Below are 22322 nucleotides of genomic sequence, written 5' to 3' on the forward strand. Positions count from 1 at the left end.
CCGCTCGGCGATGATCACCGTGTGCGCAGGATCATCTCTTGCGCTGGTTTGTGCATACGCATACACTGACAAAGACGAAGCCAGCGATCACCGATGAACCGCAGCTTCGCGTCTCGAAGGAGTGAAAAGCGTGTCTCTCGACCCGGTTGCTTATCTGCCGTACAAAGACCCCGACGACTTCATCCGTGAGGTCACCGATCTGATCTGGGTCGATCGGTCGATCAGCTTCATCCGCGAAAACTACGAGCCCGACTCGATCGTGCACGGCGCCTACGGCACCTCGACCACGCGGCAGGAGGTCATCGAGGGAACGCTCATGCGCATCTCGGCGACGCCCGATCGCACCGGCCAGGCGGAGGACGTGATCTGGGAGGCCCGTGGAGACGATGCGTTCCTCAGCTCGCACCTCGTGCTCTCCGGACATCTGCAGACGTCGTCGCACAGCCGCACGATCGCCAACTGCCTGTACCGCAAGGGGCGCATGGTCGAGGAGTGGGTGGTGCGGGACTCGCTCGCCGGTGCGCTCGAGAGCGGCCTCGACGTCGATGAGCTCGCCCGCGCCCAGGCCTTCCGCGGGTACACCGGATCGTGGACCGAGCCGGCCCCCGCCGATCCGATCGCGAAGGGCGACTCCGGTGCGCGCCCCGACGACTACCGCTCCGAGGTCGAGACTGTGATCGACATGATCCAGACGGTCTGGAACGACCGCGACCTGCAGAAGGTCGAGAAGTTCTTCCACCGCGACCTCGTGCTGCTCACGGTCGGCAACCGGGTCGTCATCCGTCCCGAGGGCTACCGTCGGGCGCTGCTGCGGTTCCTCGAGTCGTTCCCCGCGGGACAGTTCGAGATCCGCGACATCCAGACCAACTACGACGTGCGCTATGCGGGCCTGCGCGTCGCCGTCACCTGGAAGTTCGTGGGCGACTACAACGGCGTGCCGAACTACGGCAGCCTCACCGGCAAGCCGATCGACCTGATCGGCATCTCGCAGTTCACATTCCACCAGGGAGCCCTCGTCAAAGAGGTGCGCCTGTGGGACGACATCGCCCTGCGCGCCCAGATCGCGGGCGTTCGCGGCGACGAGCCTGCGGCCTTCAGCAACATCTACTGATCAGCGACTGATCGACAAGGAGAAGAAGAAATGAGCAACGCCATCGTCGACCAGGTCGACGTCATCGTCCCCGCGGACGAGATCGCACGCCGCACCATCCGTCGGTCCGACTGGGTGCCGTGCAACTCGGCGTTCATCGACTGCCGCACCCCGGGTTCCGACCGCAAGGAGAACTACTCGTTCATCGGCGCCGGTGTCTCGCAGAACGCGAGCCAGTACGTGAACCTCGAGGTGAACCACGGCTTCAACACCGGGGCCGCCGGTATGCCGAACGGCATCTCGAACAACCTGCACCTGCACTTCACCGCAGAGGTGTTCATCAATCTCGGCGGCGAGTTCCGACTCCGCTGGGGTGTCGACGGCAAGCAGGGCGAGTACATCAGCCACGACGGTGACATCGTCACGATCCCCACCTGGATCTTCCGCGGCTTCACGAACGAGGGGCCGGACGACGGCATCCTCTACACGGTGCTCGGCCGCGATGACAACGGCGGCATCATCTGGGGTCCGTCGGTGCTTCGCGAGGCGGAGTCGTATGGCCTGCACCTCACGGCCGACAACAAGCTCATCGACACGGTTGCGGGAGATGTGCTTCCCGACGACGTGCCCCTGATCACGCCGATGAAGCAGCACTACATCGACGAGCTCACGACCTACACGGTCGAGGACATGCGCTCGCGGGTCATCCAGCCGGGTGACCGCAAGTACTCGTCGGCGGCACTGCTCTGCGCAGCGGTCGACGGGGGCCACGTCGAGCTCGCCACCGCCATCGGCTACGGCATGAGCGAGAACCGTCGCCAGGTGCCGAACGTGACCGAGCCGCACTCGTTCAACCTCGCGTGGGTGCGTGCCGAGGCGGGCCAGGGCGTGCTTCGCCACCGCCATGACAAGACGCAGGCGCTGCTGTTCAAGACTGGCCGGTGGGAGGTCACCCTCAACGGTGACCCATCGACCGCGGTCACGCTGGGCGCGGGCGACACGTTCTCGGTGCCCGAGGGCAGCTGGCGCTCGTACGTCTGCGTCGAGGGCGATGAGACCGGAACCGGAACGGTGCTCGTGATCAACGGCGGCGACGACCGCGTCTACCTCGAGTGGGCTCCGGAGGTCGTCGAGGCGGCGGCCGCTGCCGACTGGACCATCGACCCCAACGGCTACCTGGCCCCTCTCGGAGTGATGGTCACCGCCACCGAGGATGACTGAGATCGCAGGGGCGCGAGGGGCTTCCGGCTCCTCGCGCTCCGGCGCCTCCTCCGCGGGTGTCGGAGCAGCGGATGCCGGTTCGCTGCGTGTCGCCGCGATCTCACCCGAGATCGTGATCGGCGATGTCGACGGCAACCTCGACCGCATCCGCTCGGCGATCGCCGCGGCCGCGCGCCGCGGCGCTCAGCTGATCGTGCTGCCGGAGCTGGCCACGAGCGGCTACGTGTTCGCCGATCGGGACGAGGCGCTCGGCGCCGCTCTGACCACCGGCGACCCGCGGTGGTCGTCGGTGCAGGAGGCGATCCCCGAGGGCGCCGTGATCGTGGTGGGGTATGCCGAGAGCGACGGCGATCGTCTGTTCAACACCGCCGCGGTCCTCACCCGCGATCTGCGCCTCGCCGACTACCGCAAGGCGCACCTCTGGGGCGCCGAGAAGCTGGTCTTCGACAGCGGATCAGAGGCGGGGCTCGTCGTCGATGCCCCGTTCGGCCGTCTCGGCGTGGCACTCTGCTACGACAACGAGTTCCCGGAGGTGCCCCGTCGGCTGGCACTGGCGGGCGCTGACGTGCTCGCACTTCCGGTCAACTGGCCGCTCGTTCCGCGCCCCACAGGTGAGCATGCTCCCGAGCTCATCCAGGCGATGGCATCGGCCAGGTCGTCGAGGCTGCCCGTCGTGATCGCCGATCGGTGGGGCTCCGAGCGCGGGGTCGACTGGACAGACGGCACGGCGATCATCGACGAGCAGGGGTGGATCGTCGCGTTCCGGGCCGTGATGGGGGCCACCGCGGTGCTGTCGCTCGACGCGGCGCGGGGCAAGGCGCTTCCGCCGCACAACGACCTGTTCGCCGACCGTCGCGCCGACCTGTACTGACGCGATCGGATGCCGGTTTGACCCATGCAGGGTTTGACCGTGCAGGGTTTGACCCGTGCCGGATGCAGGACCTGAGCGCGGATGCAGGGCGGGATCGTCGATCTGCTCCCGCATCCGTGCCTTCGTCCTGCAGACGGGTCGGAACCCGCCGTCATGCGAGAGCGGTGCGCCCCTGATGCTCCGGCAGTCGTTCGCGCAGCATCCGCTCTGCCAGCTCGGCCAGCTTCTGCGTCGCGGGCGACAGCAGCACGCCCTCGCGCTGCACGAGCGCGATCGTGTCGTGCATCGGCTCGGCGAACGGGAAGGTGCGGATGCCTGACGGAAACGCGTCGGACTCGGCGATCGAGCGCGACACGATCGTGTCGGCGGTGCCCGCCGCGACCAGGCTGAGCGCCGTCTCGACGTGCTCGACCTCGACCGCCGGCTCGATGGTGAGCCCCCGCAGCCGTGCGCGTTCGAGCAGCTGGCGCCGTGTGGGGTCGTCCCACCCGGCGAAGGCGTCGTAGAGCACGAGCTTGGCGTCGGCGACCTCGTCGATCGAGACGGCCGGGGCGTCGGGCTCGCGGGTGGCCGAGGCATAGAGCACCTCGTCGCGGAACAGCGGGCGCACCTCGAGGCCGTCCTCGTCGACCGGAAGAACCAGCAGGCCGGCTTCGAGCTCGCCGGCGGCGATCGAGCGGGCGACGTGCGCCGAGTTGATGCCGACGAGCCGCAGTCGCACGTTCGGATGCCGGTGATGGAAGGTCTCGGCCAGATCCGCGAGCGCGTAGTAGGCCGCGTTGCGCAGCACGCCGAACGTGCAGGTGCCGCGGTCCAGCGACGTGAGCGCCTGGATGGTGTCGATGCCGTTCTGCACCGCGCTCACGGCCTGCGCCGCGTGGGGGCGCAGCTCGAGCGCGGCGGCCGTCGGCACGAGGCGCCTGCTGCCGCGGGTGAAGAGGGTCACGCCGAGTTCGCGTTCGAGGCGCGCGACGAGCTCGGAGACGGAGGCCTGCGTCATGCCCAGAGTCCTGCCCGCCGCCGTGAACGAGCCGTCGTCGAGCGCCGCGAGGAAGGCCGTCAGCTGCGTGATGGTCATAGCCAATGGTAAACCCGATGGATTGCCACGGATCATCAGGCTTGTCTCGTGGATGCAGCGGATCTAGCCTTCCTGCATGCGTTACTCCTCAGCTGTCCTCGCCCGCTACGACGGCGACTTCCATCACCTCAAGACCCCGCTCATCGACGCACCCGCCGCGCAGCGCGATCCGGCCGTCATCGAGACCGTCACGAGCATGCTCGCCGACATCCGCGAGCGCGGTCTCGATGCCGTGCTCGATTACGCACGCACGCTCGACAACTACCAGGGTGCCGACATCGAGCTCACCGCCGAGCAGATCGCGAGCAGCGGAGACCGCCTCGACCCGGATCTGCGCGCGGCGATCGAACTGGGGGCCGAGCGCACGCAGGCGTTCGCCCGCGCCTCCCGCGAGCACCTGACCGACTTCGAGACCGAGTTCGTTCCCGGCATCGTGACCGGCGCCAAGTACATCCCCGTCTCGCGCGTCGGTGCGTACCTGCCGGCCGGTCGGTTCCCGCTCACGGCGAGCGCCTTCATGACCGTGGGCGTGGCGAAGGCGGCGGGTGTGCCGACCGTGATCGCCTGCACGCCTCCGCAGCCCGACGGCGGAGCGAACGACGCCGTCGTCTACGCCGCGCACCTCTCGAGGGTCGATCGCGTGTTCGTGATCGGCGGGGTGCAGGCGCTCGCGGCCATGGCCTACGGGCTGCTCGGCGATCTGCCCGTCGACATGCTCGTCGGCGCGGGCAACGCGTTCGTGGCCGAGGCCAAGCGTCAGCTCTTCGGCACGGTCGCGATCGACCTGCTCGCGGGTCCGAGCGAGGTCGCCGTGATCTCCGACGAGACCGCCGACCCCGTGCTCGTGGCCGCAGACCTGTTGGGGCAGGCGGAGCACGGGCCGAACTCGCCCGCGGCGCTCATCACGACATCCGAGGAGCACGGCCACGCTGTGATCGCGGAGATCGAACGGCAGCTCGAGACGCTGGCGACGGTCGACATCGCGGGTGCCGCCTGGCGCGACTACGGTGTCGTCACGGTCGCGAAGGACCGCGAGACCGCCGCGGCCCTCATGGATGACCTCGCCCCCGAGCACCTCGAGCTGCTCACGGACGACGACGACTGGTACCACGAGAATCTGCGCAACTACGGCTCGATCTTCATCGGGCCCTGGAGCACCGTGGCCTACTCGGACAAGGGCATGGCCGGCACCAACCACGTGCTTCCGACAGCCGGCGGGGCGAAGCACAGTGCGGGTCTCTCAGTGTCGCGCTTCCTGAAGCCGCTGACCTATCAGCGCATCAGCCGCGAGGCGACGCCCGAGCTCGCGAATGCCGTGCAGGTGATCTCCGACTCCGAGGGGATGGCCGCGCACAGCGCGACGGCCACGCTGCGGTTGGACCGTCTCGCCTGACGGGGCGTGCCGCGATCGTCCTGCATCAGGTCGCGACGGGTAGGTCGGGGCCGGATGCAGGACCGAGGCGCGGATGCAGGGTGGGATCGCCGATCTCTTCCTGCATCCGTGCTGTCGTCCTGCAGACGGGCGGGGGTGCCTGGGCTGCGGCGCCGGAGGTGGGGCCGGATGCCGGCGGATGTGCGACCTGACCGGTGTCGGATGCAGGACCGAGGCACGGATGCAGGATCATGCGGGTGGTTGAGTCCTGCATCCGTGCTGTTGCCCTGCAGACGGCCCGGAGGACGACCGAAACGGGGGCGACAAGGCGCCCGGACCTAACCTCAGAGGGCGGTGTAGCCGCCGTCGACGAGGTGGTAGCTGCCGGTGATGAAGCTGGCGGCGTCGCTGGCGAGGAAGGCGATGAGGTTCGCGACCTCGTCAGCCTGACCGAGACGGCCGATCGGGTGCTTGCTCACGAGGAAGTCCTTTGCAGCGGCATCCATGCTCGCGAGCAGCGGGGTGTCGATGAACCCGGGGCCGACCGAGTTCACGCGCACGCCCTGGGCCGAGTACTCGAGGGCGGCCGACTTGGTCATGCCGACGACCGCGTGCTTGGCGGCGACGTAGGCGGGCGAGTTCGCGAAGCCCACGCTGCCGAGGATCGAGGCGATGTTCACGACGGAGCCGCCGCCGTTCGCGAGGATCGAGGGGATCTGCGCCTTCATGTTGCGGAAGACGGCGTTGAGGTTGATCGAGATGACCTTGTCCCACGCGGCGTCGTCGTACTCGGCGGTGGGGGCGGATGCTCCGCCGATGCCCGCGTTGTTGACGCCGATGCGCAGCGGGGCGAGAGTGTTCGCGAGCTCGACCGAGCTGGCGATCCAGTCGGTGTCGGTCGCATCTCCGACCGATGCCTCGGCGGTGCCGCCGGCGGCGCGGATCTCTTCGACGACCGCGTTCGCGTGCTCCGCGTTCAGATCGTTGACGACCACGGCTGCGCCGTTCTGAGCGAGCAGGAGAGCGGTCGAGCGTCCGATTCCGCTGCCTGCTCCCGTCACGATCGCCGAGCGGTTCGAGACGTCGTACTGAGCCACGAGTGACTCCTCTTCCGGACGGTCGCGGTGCCGGGAGATCTTCTCGGACGGTCCGTCCTTCTCTCCAGCCTACGCCCGCAGAAGGGGGATGGATGCGCGTGAATGGATTTTTCCCGGTCAGCCCAGAGAGCGGATCGAGGCGCGCTCGACGACCGGCATCGGGATCAGCACCGCGTCGAGCGGGCGCTCGCCGAGCAGCATCTCGACCGCGGTGCGCCCCATCACGTCGTAGGGGAGTCGCGCGGTCGTGAGTCCCGGTCGCTGGAAGCCGGCGAGCTCCTCGTCGTCGAAGGAGGCGACGGAGATGTCGTCGGGCACTCGAAGCCCTCGCTCGGCGATCGCCTGATACGTGCCGAACGCCACTCCGTCGTTGCCGGCCAGGATCGCCGTGAGGTCGGGGTGCGCGTCGAGCATCTGCAGCGTGCGCGAGTATCCGATGTCGGGGTTCCACTCGGGGACGTCCATGATGAACGGATCGACGCCGGCCTCGGCGAAGGCGGCGCGGATGCCGTCGAATCTCGGGCCGATGGTCACCGAGTGCCGGGGAGACGACACCGCACGCGGGTTGTTGCCGATCACGCCGATCCGGCGGTGGCCGGCTTCCGTGAGCAGGCGCGCCATCGCATGGCCGGCGGTTCGCTCGTCGGGGAGCACGGAGGGGTGCCCCGTCGTCGACGTGCCGTTGACGATCACGACCGGCACGTCGGCGGGGGTCTCGGGCACCTCGATCATGCGGGCGCCGAGGAGCCCGATCAGGATGCCGTCGACCCGGCGGTCGATCATCGCCTGTATCTCGTCGGAGATGGTCGCGTCATCGCCCTCCGTCTCGGCGATCAGAACGGTGTGGCCGTGCTCCTTCGCCGCGGACAGCAGGCCGCGAATCATCTCGGAGGCATAGCGGGTCACGGTGATCTGATCCGAGATGAATCCCAGAGTCTTCGTCTTGCCGAGGCGCAGACTCTGGGCGGCGGGATTCGGCCGGTAGCCGAGTTCCTCCGCTGCTGCCCGCACCCGGCGTGCCGCGTCGGCCGAGAGACGTGAACCCGGTCGGTCGTTCAGGATCATGCTCACGGCGGTCTTGGACATGCCCGAGAGCGCGGCGACGTCGGCGAGCGTCGGCCTGCGATCGACGTTCTTCGGCACCGGGTTCCTCCTGTCGTGACATCTCCAGCTTAGGCAGTGCATGCGGCACCCCGGAACCACGCTGGTTGAATTGATTTAGCAAAATCGTTGCGGCCCCGGATCGACGATGCTAACCTCGGCGATGCTGAATCAATTTAGCTTCGTGGGCGGGACTCGATTCCCTCGCTCTGAAGTCATTCACTCAGGAGAGAACATCGTGGTTGATCTCACTCGTAGGGCTCTGCTCGGCGCGATCGGTCTGGGCATCGTGGGCACCGTCGTCTCGTGGCCGAGACTCACCGGAGCCGACATCCCCGGCCGCGGCACTGACACTCTGACCGTCGCCCTCTTCGGCACCGCGCAGGACGCCGTGGCGCGTCAGGCGCTGGTCGACGGCTTCCAGCGCAAGCACCCCGGCATCACCGTGCGCATCGTGGCCATTCAAGGACAGGACTGGAGCGAGTACTTCGCGAAGATCCTCACGATGATCGCCGCGGGCACGCCGCCCGACGTCGTCACGGTCGCGACCGAGGGGGCGCAGCTCTTCGCCTCGCGCCTCGCGCATCCTCTCGACGAGTATGTGCGCCGCGACGCGTCGGAGATGCAGGAGTACTTCGACGACGTGAACCCGACCCTCATCGAGGCGTTCATGTACCAGGGCAGCCTGTTCCAGATGCCCGACAACTTCAATGCGGCGAACGTCTTCTACAGCACGACGGCCATGGATCGCGCGGGGCTGGAACGCCCCGCCGACAACTGGACGCTGGAGGACTTCCTCGGCACCGCGCGTGCGATGAAGAAGAGCGCTTCGGGGCAGTTCCTGCCGTACTTCTGGAACAACCGGTTGTGGGGCGGTGTCGTCCCCTGGCTGTACGTCAACAACACCAGCTTCCTGCACGAGGAGAAGGCGAGCGGCGGCGACTGGCTGTGGGACCGCTTCTACCCCGGCCAGCCGGCCCGCAGCGGCGGCTACGTGTGGAAGCAGGCCGACGCGCTCAACGAGCACGCGATCGAGAGCTTCTCGGTGCTCGAGCGCATGGTCTCCGAGGGGCTCGCCGCGAACCCCGCACAGGGTGGCGGGAACGAGCTGGTCTCCCTGTTCTCCACCGGCTCGGTCGGGATGACCCCCGCGGGAGGCTTCTGGGTCAGCGGGCTCGAAGAGGCGGGCGTCGCGAACGACGCCTACGACGTGACCTACTTCCCGAGGATGGCGGGGCAACGGCACCAGTTCGGGGCGGGCGGCTACGCGATCATGGAGACCTCGCCCCGCAAGGACGAGGCATGGGAGTGGCTCAAGTACTGCGTCTCGGTCGAGGGCATGACGATCGCCCACCCGAAGCCCGACTCGTCACTCCCTCGTCGCTCCCTCAACGCCGAGCTCTATGGCGCGGGGGTGGGGCCTGCGCACTGGGAGGTCTTCTACGACACTCTCGACAAGTTCCCCGACACCGGTCCGATGCCGGCGCCTCCGCAGCAGGCCGCCGTCGAGTCCGCTCTGCTCAAGAACGTGGTGTCGACCATAACGAACGGCCCATCCGGCGTCCGCCGAGGGCTCGAGACCATGCAGCGAGATCTCGAGCTCGCGCTGGGGGGAAACTGATGTCCGAGAACACCACCCGCACTCTCACCGTGCCGCCGGGATCCCGGCGCGAGACCGGCACGGTCGCCCGCTCGGGACGATCGATCATCTGGGTCTTCCTGGCGCCCACCCTCATCGGGCTCGGGCTGTTCAACTTCGTCCCGATCATCGGATCGTTCGTCCTGGCCTTCTTCCGCTGGGACATCATCTCCGACCCGGTCTTCGTCGGGTTCGACAACTTCGTCGATCTGGCGGCCAACCCGACGGTGAGCGTGTCGTTCCTGAACACCATCGGCTTCGTCGTCGTCGCCGTCATCCTGCAGCTCGGGGTCGCACTGGTGCTCGCGGTGCTCGTCCAGTCGAAGATGCCGAACTGGCTGCGCACCTTCTTCCGGTCGGCGCTGTTCTTCCCGCTGATCCTATCGGCGGCCTCCGTCTCGCTGATCATGGCGTACCTGTTCAACCAGGAGTTCGGCCTGGTGAATCAGACGTTGAATCTGATCGGCATCGCGGATGTCGGGTGGTTGACGACCGGACTCGGCGCGAAGGTCGTGGTGCTCCTGGTCTACGTGTGGCAGAACTTCGGGTTCACGTTCCTGCTCTTCATCGGCGGGCTCGCCGCGATCCCGAGTGAGGTCTATGAGGCGTCCGCCCTCGACGGTGCGGCGGGATGGACCCAGTTCCGCATGATCACGCTGCCCCTGGTGAGCCCGACGCTGCTCGTGGCATCCGTCATGGCGATCATCAACGCCCTGCAGATCTTCGACCAGCCGTGGGTGCTGACCCGCGGTGGCCCCGGTGACGAGACCCGCACGGCCGTGATGGTGATCTACGAGTCCGCGTTCCGACAGCTCGATTTCGGTGGAGCGTCGGCCATCGGCATCGTGCTGACCCTTCTGATCATGCTCGTCACGGCCATGCAGTTCCGGCTGAGCCGCCGATTCGTCTTCTACGGGTGAGGCCCATCATGACAACGACAGTAGTTACGAAGCGCTCCTGGCTCTACACGCTCGGCACGGGCGGCAAGTTCGCCCTGCTCGGACTCGCGGCACTGCTGACCCTCGGGCCCGTCGTCTGGACCCTGATCACGGCGCTGTCGCCGACCGACAGCGTGACCCAAGAGGTCAACGTGGGTTTCGGAGCCTTCGCCGACGTCTTCACCAAGATCCCGATCTGGCTCTACGCGTGGAACAGCGCCCTGGTGGTGCTGCTGGTCGCCGCCGGCCAGATGCTCTCCGCCGCGATGGCCGGCTACGTCTTCGCGAAGTTCGAGTTCCGTCACAAGAAGCTGATGTTCGCGCTGATCCTCGCGACGATGATGGTTCCGCTGCAGGTGACGATCGTCCCCGTGTTCATGCTGGTGAGGGGCATGGGGCTCGCCGACACCCTCCTCGCTCTCATCGTGCCTGCGCTTCCCACCGCTTTCGGCACGTTCCTGATGCGGCAGTACTTCATGGGCATCCCGACCGAGCTGGGCGAGGCCGCCCAGCTCGACGGGGCCGGGCCCTGGCGCACGTTCTTCGGCGTCTACCTGCCGCTGGCCACCCCGGGGCTCGCGATCGTCGGCATCCTCGCCTTCAACTATCACTGGAACGAGTTCTTCCGACCTCTCATCATGACCATCAGCGATCAGAACTTCACGCTGCCACTCGGCCTGGTGACGCTGCAGGGCAACCTCGGCACCGGCAGCGTCTCGACGGTGCTCGCCGGTGTGATCCTCTCGATGATCCCCGCACTCCTGGTGTTCTTCTTCGGGCAGAAGCCTCTGCGCGAAGGACTCACGGCGGGCGTCGGCAAATGACGCACGCCCCCATCAAGTAGAAAGACGACGCCCCGGTGACCCCCACTGACCTTCCCCCGGTCCGCACCCTGAGCCCGCGACTGCACTTCGCTCCGCGCAACAACTGGATGAACGATCCGAACGGTCTCGTCTTCCACGACGGTCTGTACCACCTGTACTTCCAGTACAACCCGCAGGGCAGCGAGCACGCCCATCTCAGCTGGGGCCACGCGACGAGCACCGATCTCGCGCGATGGACCGAGCACGAGCCGGCGATCCTCTGGGACGACACGGAGCAGATCTACTCCGGCTCCGTCGTGGTCGATCACGGCAACACCTCAGGGTTCGGCACGGCCGAGAAGCCTCCGCTGGTGGCGCTCTACACGGCGGCCGCGGACGGGCACCAGGCGCAGGCTCTGGCGTACAGCACCGACGGCGGATACGTCTGGACGAAGTATCGCGGCAACCCGGTGCTCGACCGGGGCACGAGCGACTTCCGCGATCCGAAGGTGTTCCGCTACGACGACGGGGGCGACGGCTACTGGGTGATGGTCGCGGTCGAGGCAGAGGACCGCCAGGTGCTGTTCCACCGCTCCGACGACCTCAAGACGTGGACCTACCTGTCGTCCTACGGTCCGGCCGGCCCCGTCGGCGGGGTCTGGGAGTGCCCGGACATGTTCAGGCTGGCGATCGACGGCGATGAGGACGATGCGCGGTGGGTGCTGCTCATCAGCCTCAACCCGGGAGGCATCGCCGGCGGCTCGGGGACCCACTACGTCGTGGGCGAGTTCGACGGCACGACCTTCCGGCCGACTGCGCCCCTTCCGACTCCCGCGCCCGAACTCCTGGTCGACCGCGGCCAGTCGCGTGACGAGCTCGAGGCGTTCGGCTGGATCGACTTCGGCCCCGACTGCTACGCCGGCGTCACGTTCGACGGCCTCGCCGCGCACGAACGGACGCTGATCGCCTGGATGGACAACTGGCGGTACGCCGGCAGCATCCCGCACGATGAGTCCTCCGAGTACCGCAGCGCGATGACACTTCCCCGCAGGCTCTCGCTCACCCGCGACCGCAGCGGCGCGGTGCGTCTGCGGCAGGCGCCGGCGATCGAGGTCGGGGCCGACGAGATCACCGAGCTCGGCTCGCTGACGGGTCGTGTCGCTGTGGGCGCGGGGCCGGCGGGTGCGGGGTCGGCGGATGCTGCGCTCGCGGACGCGGTGCGGATCCGTGTCACGGCGACCTTCGGAGATGCCGACAGCGTCGAACTCCGCATCGGGGCCGGGGATGCCGGCGAGGTCGTCATCCGGCAGAGCCACGCGAGCGGGCGCATCGACGTCGTTCGCCCCGACGTGGTTCCGCCTGCGGGGGTGGGCGGGTCGATGTCGATGCCCGTCGCGCGTGCGGGTGATGTCGCCTGGGAGATCTGGATCGACGCGCTGAACGACCGGGTGGCATCGCTCGAGCTGTTCGCGGAGGACGGCGATCGGGTGCTCACCGCGTTGATCCCCGCCTCCTCTCATCGCACCTGTTCGCTGGCGGCCGTGGGGGGAGCGCTGCGCGAGGTGCGCGTCGCCGTCGCAGAGGAGGCGTGCTGAGGTAGCGGCACCGGCCTCGCGCGCGACAGCTGCGGTCGCGCGAAGTCATCGACCCATCGCGGAATACCCCGAGAGGGTATACGCTTGTTTTTAATACCCCCCAGGGGTACTAGAACGAGGGATGGAGACATGATGACGAAGAACGAGTTCCAGGTGACGGGCATGACCTGCGGGCACTGCGAGATGTCGGTGCGCGAAGAGGTCTCCGAGATCCCCGGCGTCGAAGACGTCCAGGTGAGCGCCCAGACCGGAAAGCTCGTCGTCACCGGCTCGACGTCGGTCGACGATGCGCAGGTCCTGGCCGCCGTCGCAGAGGCAGGCTATTCGGCGGTGCGGACGGCATGAACGCCGGCGCACGGCTCGGCCTGTTCGGGGCGGGCCTCGTGGTGGCGTTCGGCGCGGCCTTCGGGCTCGCCGGCGTCATCGTTCCCGCGAGCGCGGTCAGCGACTGGACGAAGGGGGCGGAAGTGGACGATCACAATGGTCACGCCGAGAGTGCTGTCGGCGCGGATGACGCGGCGAGTGCCGCTGCAGACGACCTGAAGGGCCTGTCGCTCGGTCTCGACGGATATGTGCTGTCGCCGATCGAGGCGCCGGCATCCCCGGGCGAACCCGGTGCACTGGCATTCCGGATCGAAGACGCCGCCGGCGTCCCCGTCACGGACTACGCGACGGCGCACGACAAGGATCTGCACCTGATCGTGGTGCGCTCAGACGGGAGTCGGTTCCGACACGTCCATCCGGTGCTCGACGAGGCCACGGGAACGTGGTCGCTTCCCTGGGAGTGGACAGATGCCGGAACCTACCGCGTCTTCGCGGACTTCACCCCGGCCCAGGCGGATGCTGCGTCGCTCACTCTCACGCGCACTGTCCAGGTGGCGGGTGAGTTCGCACCCGTCGCGCCGCAGCCGACCCGCGTCGCGGAGGTCGATGGCTTCACGGTCTCGCTCGACGGCGCCCTCGAAGCAGGAGTGGCGAGCGATCTCACTGTGACGGTCGCACAGGACGGTCGCCCGGTCACCGCCCTGGAGCCGTATCTCGGCGCGTTCGGCCACCTCGTGGCGCTGCGCGACGGCGACCTCGCGTACCTGCACGTGCACGCCGCGGGTGATGAGCCCGAAGCGGGCGAGACGTCGGGGCCCGAGATCGCGTTCGCCGCAGAGGCCCCGACCGCGGGGCGGTACCTGCTGTACCTGGACTTCCAGGTGGACGGCACGGTGCATACGGCCGAGTTCGTGCTCGATGCCGCTCAGGCGCAGGGCGTGACCGAAACCGAGGGCGATTCGCACGACGACGGGCACTGACCGTCAGCCGTCGCCCCTGCCGCAGCTGATCGCTGCGGCCCACAGATGGAAGCCAGAGAAGGAACGAACATGAGCACGTCAGCACCTGCGAACGCAGGGACCGGAGTCGAACTGGAGATAGGCGGCATGACCTGCGCCTCCTGCGCGATGCGGATCGAGAAGAAGCTGAACAAGCTCGATGGTGTCGTGGCGACCGTCAACTATGCGACCGAGAAGGCGAAGGTCACCGTGCCGGACGGGTATGATCCGGCGGCGCTGATCGCAGAAATCGAGAAGACGGGGTACTCGGCGTCGATCCCCGCACCGAAGGGCTCGAAGAACGATGCCGCCTCCGCCGGTGAGGGCACCGCAGACCCTGAGCTGCGGTCGCTGCGCAACCGCCTGATCGGTGCGATCGTGCTGACGGTGCCGGTGATCGCGATGGCCATGATCCCGGCGCTGCAGTTCACGTACTGGCAGTGGGCCTCGCTCGCACTCGCGGCCCCGGTGATCCTCTGGGCGGCGTGGCCGTTCCACCGGGCCGCATGGATGAACCTCAGGCACGGCACCGCGACGATGGACACGCTCATCTCCCTGGGCACATCGGCCGCATTCCTGTGGTCGCTCTACGCGCTGTTCTTCGGCACGGCCGGCACCCCCGGCATGACCCACCCGTTCGAGTTCGCACTGGCCCCCTCCGACGGGGCGGCGAACATCTACCTCGAGGTCGGTGCCGGGGTGACGATGTTCATCCTCGCCGGGCGCTACTTCGAGAAGCGGTCGAGGAAGCAGGCCGGCGCAGCCCTGCGCGCGCTGCTCGAGCTCGGCGCGAAGGACGTCGCGGTGCTGCGCGGTGGTGTGGAGACGAAGATCCCGGTCGAGGATCTGCAGGTGGGAGACCAGTTCGTCGTGCGGCCGGGAGAGAAGATCGCGACCGACGGTGTCGTGGTCTCGGGCACGTCTGCCGTCGATGCATCGATGCTCACGGGTGAAGCGATGCCGGTCGAGGTCGCAGAGGGCGACGTCGTCACCGGTGCCACGACCAACGTCGGCGGCCGGCTCGTGGTCCGCGCCACCCGGATCGGCTCCGACACGCAGCTGGCGCAGATGGCCCAGCTCGTCGAAGACGCTCAGACCGGGAAGGCGGAGGTCCAGCGTCTCGCCGACCGGATCTCAGGCGTCTTCGTGCCGATCGTGATCGTGATCGCCGTCGTCGCGCTGGGCGGCTGGCTCGGCGCGGGGTTCCCCGTGGCCGCGGCATTCACCGCGGCGGTGGCCGTGCTCGTGATCGCGTGCCCGTGCGCACTGGGCCTGGCGACACCCACCGCGCTGCTGGTCGGCACCGGGCGGGGTGCGCAGATGGGCGTGCTCATCAAGGGTCCGGAGGTGCTGGAGTCCACCCGCGCGGTCGACACCGTCGTGCTCGACAAGACGGGCACGGTCACCAACGGCAAGATGACGCTCGTCGACGTGGTCGTCGAGCCCGGCACCGAACGCGCGGAACTCCTGCGGCTGGCCGGCGCGCTGGAGGATGCCTCGGAGCACCCGATCGGCCAGGCGATCGCCAAGGGCGCGACGCAGGAGGTCGGAGCTCTGCCGACGCCCGAGGACTTCACGAACATCGAAGGGAAGGGAGTGCGGGGGATCGTCGACGGTCACGCTGTGCTCGTCGGCCGGGACTCGCTCCTCGCCGAGTGGTCGCAGACGCTGAGCCGCGAGCTGGCGTCGACGAAGGCCCGCGCCGAGAGCGAAGGCAAGACCGTCGTCGCGGTGGGCTGGGACGGGCAGGCGCGCGGCATCCTGGTCGTGGCCGACACGGTGAAGCCGAGCAGCGCCGAAGCGATCGCCCAGTTCACGGCGATCGGGCTGACCCCCATCCTCCTCACCGGCGACAACGACGCGGTCGCCAGGCGCATCGCGGCAGAGGTCGGGATCGACCAGGTCATCGCCGAAGTCCTGCCGAAGGACAAGGTCGACGTCGTCACGCGACTGCAGCGCGAGGGAAAGGTCGTCGCGATGATCGGTGACGGCGTCAACGACGCCCCCGCACTCGCGCAGGCCGACCTCGGCATCGCGATGGGCACCGGGGCGGACGTCGCGATCGAGGCATCCGACATCACCCTGGTGCGCGGAGACCTGCGCAGCGCGGTCGACGCGATCCGACTGTCGCGAAAGACCCTCGGAACCATCAAGACCAACCTGTTCTGGGCCTTCGCCTACAACGTCGCGGCCATCCCGGTCGCCGCGCTCGGAATGCTCAACCCCATGCTGGCCGGCGCAGCGATGGCACTGTCGAGCGTCTTCGTCGTCGGCAACAGCCTGCGCCTGCGGGGGTTCCGGAGTGTCATCCCGCGGTGACCCGGGCGATGTCGCGCACCCCGAAGAGAGACACTGAGAACCACACCCGACACGGGAGACAGCACTCATGATGAGCACGCACCACGCCGAGGGAAGCGCCGGCGACCAGCACGTCACTCACGATCACCACGCTCAGGACGCAGACGGAGGGCACGAGGGGCGCGGCGGGCACGAGGGGCACGGCGGGCACGAGGGCCACGGTGGTCACGCGGGGCATGGCGACCACGTCGGCCAGTTCCGGCGCCTGTTCTGGATCAACCTCGTCATCGCGGTGCCGGTGGTGGCGTTCTCGCCGATGTTCGCGATGATCTTCGGCTACGACGTCGCCGACGGGGCGCGGTTCGTCTCTCCCGTGCTCGGCACCGTCATGTACGTGTGGGGCGGATGGCCGTTCCTCTCGGGTGCGATCGGCGAACTCAGGGCGCGCACGCCGGGGATGATGCTGCTGATCGCCCTCGCGATCACCGTCGCGTTCTTCGCCTCGTGGGGCGCGACCCTCGGAATCCTCCACCACGAGCTCGAGTTCTGGTGGGAGCTCGCCCTCCTCATCGTCATCATGCTGCTCGGCCACTGGATCGAGATGAGATCCCTCGCGCAGACGACCTCTGCGCTCGACTCCCTCGCCGCGCTGCTGCCCGACGAGGCCGAACGGGTCGAGGGTGACGCGATCGTCATGGTCGCACCCGCCGATCTCGTCGTCGGCGATGTCGTCGTCGTGCGCCCCGGAGCGAGCGTTCCGGCCGACGGTCGTGTCATCGACGGGGCCGCCGCGATGGATGAGTCGATGGTCACGGGCGAGTCCCGCCCCGTCACTCGCACGAAGGGAGACACGGTGACCGCGGGCACTGTCGCGACCGACTCCGGCCTGCGGGTCGAGATCACCGCCACCGGCGACGACACCGCACTCGCCGGCATCCAGCGCCTGGTGGTCGACGCGCAGAACTCGTCGTCCCGGGCGCAGCGCCTCGCCGACCGCGCAGCCGCACTGCTCTTCTGGTTCGCCCTGGTCTCGGCGGCTCTCACCGCGCTGGTGTGGACTCTCGTCGGAGATCCGGATGCCGCCGTCGTGCGCAGCATCACCGTGCTCGTCATCGCCTGCCCGCATGCGCTCGGCCTCGCGATCCCGCTGGTCGTCTCGATCGCCACGGAGCGCGCTGCCCGGGGCGGTGTGCTCGTCAAGGACCGCCTGGCGCTCGAGAGCATGCGCACCGTCGACGCCGTGCTGTTCGACAAGACGGGCACGCTGACAAAGGGCGCACCGACCGTCACCGCCGTCGAATCGATCGGTGGCATCGACGCCGACCGCCTGCTCGCGCTCGCCGCATCCGCAGAGGCCGACAGCGAGCATCCGCTGGCTCGCGCCATCGTGCGCGCGGCCGAAGACAGAGGCCTGACCGTGTCGAAGGCCTCGGGCTTCTCGTCATCTCCTGCGGTGGGAGTGACCGCCACCGTCGATGACAGCGAGATCCGCGTGGGCGGGCCGAAGCTCCTCGACGAGGTCGGAGGCCGAGAGATCGCCGCCGCCGACGCATGGCGAGGCGAGGGTGCCATCATCCTGCACGTGATCGTCGACGGGCGGGTGGCCGGAGGAGTGAAGCTCGCCGACGAGGTGCGCCCGGAGTCTCGTGACGCTGTCGACGCCCTGCACCGCCTCGGTGTCGAAGTGGTCATGATCACCGGTGACGCCCAGGCCGTGGCCGAATCCGTGGCGACCGAGCTCGGCATCGACCGGGTGTTCGCCGGTGTGCGCCCCGAGGACAAGTCCGCGAAGGTCAAGGAGCTGCAGGCCGAGGGCAAGAAGGTCGCGATGGTCGGCGACGGCGTCAACGATGCCCCCGCTCTCGCTCAGGCCGACGTCGGCATCGCGATCGGTGCCGGCACCGACGTGGCCATCGCCTCGGCCGGCGTGATCCTCGCGAGCTCCGACCCCCGGTCGGTGGTCTCCGTGATCGAGCTCTCCCGTGCCGCCTACCGCAAGATGACGCAGAACCTCTGGTGGGCGGCCGGGTACAACCTGCTCTCGGTGCCGCTCGCCGCCGGCATCCTGGCGCCCGTCGGATTCGTCCTTCCCATGTCGGTCGGAGCCGTGCTGATGTCGCTGTCGACGATCGTCGTCGCTCTCAATGCGCAGCTGCTGCGTCGCATCGATCTTTCTCCCGAGGCGAGCGTCCGGGCCGTTCTGGGGCGGTGAGGAACTGATCGCAGAGATGTCGTGACATCTGTGCGGCAGCGCAGAGGTGGTGCGAGAATCGGATGCAATCCGAGATCGGTTCGGCGTCGAACAACTCTCGGACATCGAGCCCGTCGACGGTGCGGACGCTCGCCTGGTCGAGAGGAAGCCCATGAGACTCGCACAGACGCTCAAGCGGATCGAGCTCGAGACGCGCCCGATCCATCCCGAGACGCGCCGCGCTCTCGCCATCCGCTGGTCGGAGCTGCCCGAGCATGCGAAGACGCCGAACCAGCTCCTCGGACGCTGCGCCGTGGGATGCGAGGGAACGCACGGAGTCTTCCCCAAGTGCAACCTCACGTGTTCGCCCTGCTACCACTCGGCTGACGCCAACAAGGTGCGCATCGACGGCGACCACACGGTCGACAACGTCGCGCGACAGATGTCCTACCTGCGCCAGGTGCGGGGGCCGCGAGCTCACGCGCAGCTGATCGGTGGCGAAGTCAGCCTGCTGTCGGCCGAAGACCACGCCCAGGCGCTTCTCGCCATGCGAGCGGTCGGGCGCGAGCCGATGTCGATGACCCACGGTGACTTCGAATACGACTACCTCCTCGACGTGGTGCTCGACGAGGATCGCAAGCCGAGGTTCGACAAGGTGTCGTTCGCCGCCCACTTCGACTCGCTCATGCGGGGGCGCAAGGGTGCGGTGCGGCCGCACAGCGAGGCCGAGCTCAACCCGTTCCGCGAGAAGTTCGCGCAGATGTTCATCGATCTCAAGCGCGACCACGGCGTCGACAGCTACCTCGCGCACAACATGACCGTCACGCCGTCGAATGTCGACGAGGTCGAGCAGGTCACCCGCGACGTGCTCGAGATGCCGTTCGACATGATGTCCTTCCAGCCGGCCGCGTTCATCGGCGACGATCGGCGGTGGCGGGAGGACTTCGGCGAGGTCACGATCGACGCCGTGTGGGAGCGGATCGAGGCGGGTGCGGGGCACAAGCTGCCCTGGCAGGCGACGCAGTTCGGTGACCCGCGGTGCAACCGGTCGACGGTCGGCGTGCGTGTCGGCGGCGGTTTCGCGGCGCTGCTCGACCCCGACGACCCGAAGGACATCGCGGCGCGCGACCGATTCCTCGACCACTTCGGCGGCATGATCTTCGGCGGCATCCCGAAGCCGGTGCTCGTGGTGAAGGTCGTCCGTGCGATCGCCGGCCACCCGGGCGACATCCCTCCGCTCTTCGGTCTCGCCCGACGCGTGCTCCGCCGTGCCGGCGGACTGCGTCGCGTGCTGCGCGAGGCACGCCGAGGCAAGGTCTCGTTCAAGACCTTCGTGGTGCACAACTTCATGGATGCCGAGCAGGTCGATCCTGCGTGGAAGCTCATGGAACAGGGCATCGTCGCCGACGACCCGCTGCTCAAGGAGACGCAGGAGCGCCTCGGCTCGTGCATGTACGCGATGGCGCACCCGGAGGACGGGCGCCTGGTTCCGGCGTGCGTGCAGCACTCCGTTCTCGACCCGATCGAGAACATCGAACTGCGACGACTGCTGCCGATCCCCTCGGTCCGCGACGGCGCCGAACCGCAGGTGGTCTCTCGACCTTCGGGTCTCACGGGCGTGCGGGAGACGGGCGCGTCCCGAGCCACCACCCGCTGATCCGCGACGGCCGTCTGCGCCGAGGAGCCCGGCGTCGGTGGCGGGATCAGCCGGCGATCACGTGAACGGCCGTGGTCGGCAGCGCGAGCCGCACACGGTCGCCGAGCTGACACCGCTGCGTCGGTGGCGCCTCGGCATGCAGCGCGGCGTCGCCGCAGCGCACGACGATGTCGGACCGCGCACCGGTCACCCGGACCGACTCCACGACGCCCGAGATCGCGCCCGACGGGGCCGCCCGATCGCCGTCGTCTGCGAGCACGGCCACGTCCTCCTGACGGATCACGAGTGTTCCGGCACCTGCCGGCGTCTCAGGCGGCACCGGCACCGAGCCGAGCGCGCTGTGGTGACGCCCGTCGCGAACCTCGCCGGCGATCGCGTTCCGACCTCCCATGAGCTGCGCCGCTCGCAGATTCTGCGGCTGGCGGTACGCCTCGCGCACGGTGCCCTCGTGCAGCAGCACGCCGTGCTCGACCAGGGCGATGCGATCCGACGCCCGTGCCGCCTCGTCTCGATCGTGTGTGACCAGCACGATGGTGGGCGAGACCGCGCGGCGCACGGCCTCGAGAAGGTCGTGCATGTCGCTGCGCAGCGCGGGATCGAGAGCGCTGAACGGCTCATCGAGCAGCAGCACCGCCGGCTCCGCTGCGAGAGCCCGAGCGATCGCGACCCGCTGCTCCTGACCACCCGACAGCTCGCCGACCCGGCGCTCGCCGAACCCCTGCAGCTGCACCATCTCGAGGTAGTCGCCGGCGCGGGATCGCGCAGCCCTGCGGCTCATGCCCGACACGCGGTCGGAGAACGCGACGTTGTCGAGGATCGAGAGGTGCGGGAACAGCAGCGAGCGCTGGAAGACCATCCCGACTCCGCGACGCTCCGCCGCGACCCCGGCGACATCCGTGCCGCCGATGCGCACCGTTCCGGCATCCGGGTCTTCCAGTCCGGCGATGACCCGCAGCAGGGTGCTCTTGCCCGACCCGCTGGGGCCGAGCACGGCCGTGCAGGTGCCGGCGGCCACCGTGAGAGAGAAGGCCCGCAGTGCAGGCGTCGGCGAGCCGGGGAATCTCTTGTCGAGTCCGTCGAGGACGAGGTCGGCGCTCACGCGGAAGCTCCTGGGGTCGTGGGGTGGGAGGACGAGGCGGCGGAGGTGGTGTTCGGGGGAGCGGATGGCCTGCGGCGCCTTCCGCCAGCGGCTCGGCCGGATCCACGCAGGGTCAGGACGGCGACGAGGAGGAGCACCGGGGGGATGACCGCTCCGAGGGACATGACGGCGACGGCGACGTCGTTGCCGAGACCGGCGGCGGCTCCTGCCACGATCAGCGGAAGGGTGACGAGCTCGCCGCCGCCGACGATGACCGTCACGATGTAGTCGCTCCACGCGACGAGGAAGGCGAGGAACGCGGCCCGCGCGAGCGCGGGGGCGATCATCGGCAGGTGCACGCGGCGCAGCACTCGAGAGGGCGTGGCGCCGAGCAGTCGCGCCTCCTCTTCGTATGACAGGTCGTAGGCGCCGTACGCGGCGCGCATCACGAACGTCGTGTACGGCAGAGCGAGCACGACGAGCACCAGGACCACGCCGACGATCGGAGGCACATATGCGCGCAGCAGCAGCACATTGACGCCGAGGACCGCGGCGAACGGCGGCAGGGCGATGGGTGCGAGCAGCAGCGCCGAGACCGTGCGAGGGAAGGGTACGGTGCCGAAGGTCAGCGCCCGCGCGGCGAGGGCGCCGAGAGGTGTGGCAACCGCGGCGACGACCGATCCGAGCAGCACGGACCGGGCGAATCCCGGCACCAGGCCGAAGCCCAGAGCCTCCTCGAGGCCCTGCACTCCCCATGCCGTGGGCAGGGGAGACGGAAACGACCAGGCGTCGGCGGACGCCCAGAGCACGAGGGGGAGGAACGGCAGAGCGAACCAGGCCACCAGCAGCATCGTCAGCGCCACGCGGATGACACGGCCGGCGCCTCGTGGCGTGGTGAGGGTGCTCTGCATGGTTCGGTTGCGCTGCATGGTGGGGGTGCTCTGCATCGGCAGGGTCGGCGACGGCATCCG

19 protein-coding genes are annotated in these 22322 nt (G+C 68.6%); 13 read left to right on the forward strand and 6 right to left on the reverse strand.

Annotated features, from left to right (window positions below; translation table 11 throughout):
- Positions 1 to 130: 130 nt before the first annotated feature.
- Genes AC04ME_RS02520 through AC04ME_RS02530 form a run of 3 tightly spaced genes read left to right on the forward strand, consistent with a single transcriptional unit; the run spans position 131 to position 3182 of the window.
- Positions 131 to 1111 (forward strand): nuclear transport factor 2 family protein, encoded by a 981-nt coding sequence (locus tag AC04ME_RS02520; RefSeq protein WP_056375351.1) that lies wholly within the window; start codon positions 131 to 133, stop codon positions 1109 to 1111.
- A gap of 30 nt (positions 1112 to 1141) precedes the next feature.
- Positions 1142 to 2311: a cupin domain-containing protein gene (locus AC04ME_RS02525; RefSeq protein WP_042537252.1), complete on the forward strand. Its 1170-nt coding sequence runs from the start codon at positions 1142 to 1144 to the stop codon at positions 2309 to 2311.
- A complete protein-coding gene (locus tag AC04ME_RS02530) occupies positions 2304 to 3182 on the forward strand; it encodes a nitrilase-related carbon-nitrogen hydrolase (protein ID WP_082041018.1) in 879 nt (292 codons plus the stop codon). Before AC04ME_RS02525 ends, AC04ME_RS02530 begins: the two co-directional genes overlap by 8 nt.
- A gap of 151 nt (positions 3183 to 3333) precedes the next feature.
- Here AC04ME_RS02530 and AC04ME_RS02535 read toward each other — a convergent pair whose 3' ends face one another.
- Positions 3334 to 4260 (reverse strand): LysR family transcriptional regulator, encoded by a 927-nt coding sequence (locus AC04ME_RS02535; RefSeq protein WP_042537250.1) that lies wholly within the window; start codon positions 4258 to 4260, stop codon positions 3334 to 3336.
- Positions 4261 to 4336: 76 nt separating this feature from the next.
- Between AC04ME_RS02535 and hisD the strand changes: the two genes are divergently transcribed.
- A complete protein-coding gene (gene hisD / locus AC04ME_RS02540) occupies positions 4337 to 5653 on the forward strand; it encodes a histidinol dehydrogenase (RefSeq protein ID WP_042537247.1) in 1317 nt (438 codons plus the stop codon).
- A gap of 25 nt (positions 5654 to 5678) precedes the next feature.
- Here hisD and AC04ME_RS02545 read toward each other — a convergent pair whose 3' ends face one another.
- The 3 genes from AC04ME_RS02545 to AC04ME_RS02555 form a co-directional block, all read right to left on the reverse strand.
- Positions 5679 to 5906: a hypothetical protein gene (locus tag AC04ME_RS02545; protein WP_475433458.1), complete on the reverse strand. Its 228-nt coding sequence runs from the start codon at positions 5904 to 5906 to the stop codon at positions 5679 to 5681.
- Positions 5907 to 5976: 70 nt separating this feature from the next.
- Positions 5977 to 6729, reverse strand: coding sequence for an SDR family NAD(P)-dependent oxidoreductase (locus AC04ME_RS02550; protein WP_475433460.1), 753 nt, complete (start codon positions 6727 to 6729; stop codon positions 5977 to 5979).
- A gap of 117 nt (positions 6730 to 6846) precedes the next feature.
- A complete protein-coding gene (locus tag AC04ME_RS02555) occupies positions 6847 to 7872 on the reverse strand; it encodes a LacI family DNA-binding transcriptional regulator (RefSeq protein WP_475433462.1) in 1026 nt (341 codons plus the stop codon).
- Between the two features lie 196 nt (positions 7873 to 8068).
- Between AC04ME_RS02555 and AC04ME_RS02560 the strand changes: the two genes are divergently transcribed.
- From AC04ME_RS02560 to AC04ME_RS02600, 9 genes are all read left to right on the forward strand, one after another.
- A complete protein-coding gene (locus AC04ME_RS02560; RefSeq protein ID WP_052492837.1) occupies positions 8069 to 9451 on the forward strand; it encodes an extracellular solute-binding protein in 1383 nt (460 codons plus the stop codon).
- Entirely contained in the window at positions 9451 to 10389 is a 939-nt protein-coding gene (locus tag AC04ME_RS02565; RefSeq protein WP_475433464.1) for a carbohydrate ABC transporter permease, read from the forward strand. Before AC04ME_RS02560 ends, AC04ME_RS02565 begins: the two co-directional genes overlap by 1 nt.
- 8 nt (positions 10390 to 10397) lie before the next feature.
- The gene (locus AC04ME_RS02570; protein WP_079112054.1) at positions 10398 to 11231 is read left to right on the forward strand and encodes a carbohydrate ABC transporter permease; all 834 of its coding nucleotides are present in this window, start codon (positions 10398 to 10400) and stop codon (positions 11229 to 11231) included.
- Between the two features lie 35 nt (positions 11232 to 11266).
- The gene (locus tag AC04ME_RS02575) at positions 11267 to 12805 is read left to right on the forward strand and encodes a glycoside hydrolase family 32 protein (protein ID WP_475433466.1); all 1539 of its coding nucleotides are present in this window, start codon (positions 11267 to 11269) and stop codon (positions 12803 to 12805) included.
- Positions 12806 to 12937: 132 nt separating this feature from the next.
- Complete coding sequence (locus AC04ME_RS02580; RefSeq protein ID WP_079113876.1) at positions 12938 to 13150, forward strand: heavy-metal-associated domain-containing protein; 213 nt, start codon at positions 12938 to 12940, stop codon at positions 13148 to 13150.
- Positions 13147 to 14109: an Ig-like domain-containing protein gene (locus AC04ME_RS02585; protein ID WP_079112056.1), complete on the forward strand. Its 963-nt coding sequence runs from the start codon at positions 13147 to 13149 to the stop codon at positions 14107 to 14109. The genes AC04ME_RS02580 and AC04ME_RS02585 overlap by 4 nt, the downstream gene beginning before the upstream one ends.
- Positions 14110 to 14178: 69 nt before the next feature.
- Complete coding sequence (locus tag AC04ME_RS02590; protein WP_475433468.1) at positions 14179 to 16446, forward strand: heavy metal translocating P-type ATPase; 2268 nt, start codon at positions 14179 to 14181, stop codon at positions 16444 to 16446.
- Positions 16447 to 16516: 70 nt separating this feature from the next.
- Entirely contained in the window at positions 16517 to 18637 is a 2121-nt protein-coding gene (locus tag AC04ME_RS02595) for a heavy metal translocating P-type ATPase (RefSeq protein ID WP_475433987.1), read from the forward strand.
- Between the two features lie 151 nt (positions 18638 to 18788).
- Positions 18789 to 20273 carry a hypothetical protein gene (locus tag AC04ME_RS02600; protein ID WP_200933712.1) on the forward strand — a complete coding sequence of 495 codons (1485 nt, stop codon included), beginning with the start codon at positions 18789 to 18791 and terminating at the stop codon, positions 20271 to 20273.
- Positions 20274 to 20319: 46 nt separating this feature from the next.
- Here AC04ME_RS02600 and AC04ME_RS02605 read toward each other — a convergent pair whose 3' ends face one another.
- Together AC04ME_RS02605 and AC04ME_RS02610 are read right to left on the reverse strand one after the other, a co-directional pair.
- Complete coding sequence (locus tag AC04ME_RS02605; RefSeq protein ID WP_475433470.1) at positions 20320 to 21372, reverse strand: ABC transporter ATP-binding protein; 1053 nt, start codon at positions 21370 to 21372, stop codon at positions 20320 to 20322.
- On the reverse strand, positions 21369 to 22298 hold the full coding sequence (locus tag AC04ME_RS02610; RefSeq protein ID WP_475433472.1) for an ABC transporter permease: 930 nt from the start codon (positions 22296 to 22298) through the stop codon (positions 21369 to 21371). The genes AC04ME_RS02605 and AC04ME_RS02610 overlap by 4 nt, the downstream gene beginning before the upstream one ends.
- Positions 22299 to 22322: the final 24 nt, after the last annotated feature.

The sequence above is a fragment of the Microbacterium sp. LjRoot205 genome (genome assembly GCF_056175745.1).

Bases quoted from the DNA above. Each gene is read 5' to 3' on its own strand.
- AC04ME_RS02545 (WP_475433458.1), bottom strand. From the start codon at position 5,906: ATGCAGGACTCAACCACCCGCATGATCCTGCATCCGTGCCTCGGTCCT.
- AC04ME_RS02580 (WP_079113876.1), top strand. From the start codon at position 12,938: ATGACGAAGAACGAGTTCCAGGTGACGGGCATGACCTGCGGGCACTGC.
- AC04ME_RS02600 (WP_200933712.1), top strand. From the start codon at position 18,789: ATGAGACTCGCACAGACGCTCAAGCGGATCGAGCTCGAGACGCGCCCG.
- AC04ME_RS02610 (WP_475433472.1), bottom strand. From the start codon at position 22,298: ATGCAGAGCACCCCCACCATGCAGCGCAACCGAACCATGCAGAGCACC.
- AC04ME_RS02530 (WP_082041018.1), top strand. From the start codon at position 2,304: ATGACTGAGATCGCAGGGGCGCGAGGGGCTTCCGGCTCCTCGCGCTCC.
- hisD (WP_042537247.1), top strand. From the start codon at position 4,337: ATGCGTTACTCCTCAGCTGTCCTCGCCCGCTACGACGGCGACTTCCAT.
- AC04ME_RS02535 (WP_042537250.1), bottom strand. From the start codon at position 4,260: ATGACCATCACGCAGCTGACGGCCTTCCTCGCGGCGCTCGACGACGGC.
- AC04ME_RS02565 (WP_475433464.1), top strand. From the start codon at position 9,451: ATGTCCGAGAACACCACCCGCACTCTCACCGTGCCGCCGGGATCCCGG.
- AC04ME_RS02595 (WP_475433987.1), top strand. From the start codon at position 16,517: ATGAGCACGCACCACGCCGAGGGAAGCGCCGGCGACCAGCACGTCACT.
- AC04ME_RS02525 (WP_042537252.1), top strand. From the start codon at position 1,142: ATGAGCAACGCCATCGTCGACCAGGTCGACGTCATCGTCCCCGCGGAC.
- AC04ME_RS02590 (WP_475433468.1), top strand. From the start codon at position 14,179: ATGAGCACGTCAGCACCTGCGAACGCAGGGACCGGAGTCGAACTGGAG.
- AC04ME_RS02585 (WP_079112056.1), top strand. From the start codon at position 13,147: ATGAACGCCGGCGCACGGCTCGGCCTGTTCGGGGCGGGCCTCGTGGTG.
- AC04ME_RS02570 (WP_079112054.1), top strand. From the start codon at position 10,398: ATGACAACGACAGTAGTTACGAAGCGCTCCTGGCTCTACACGCTCGGC.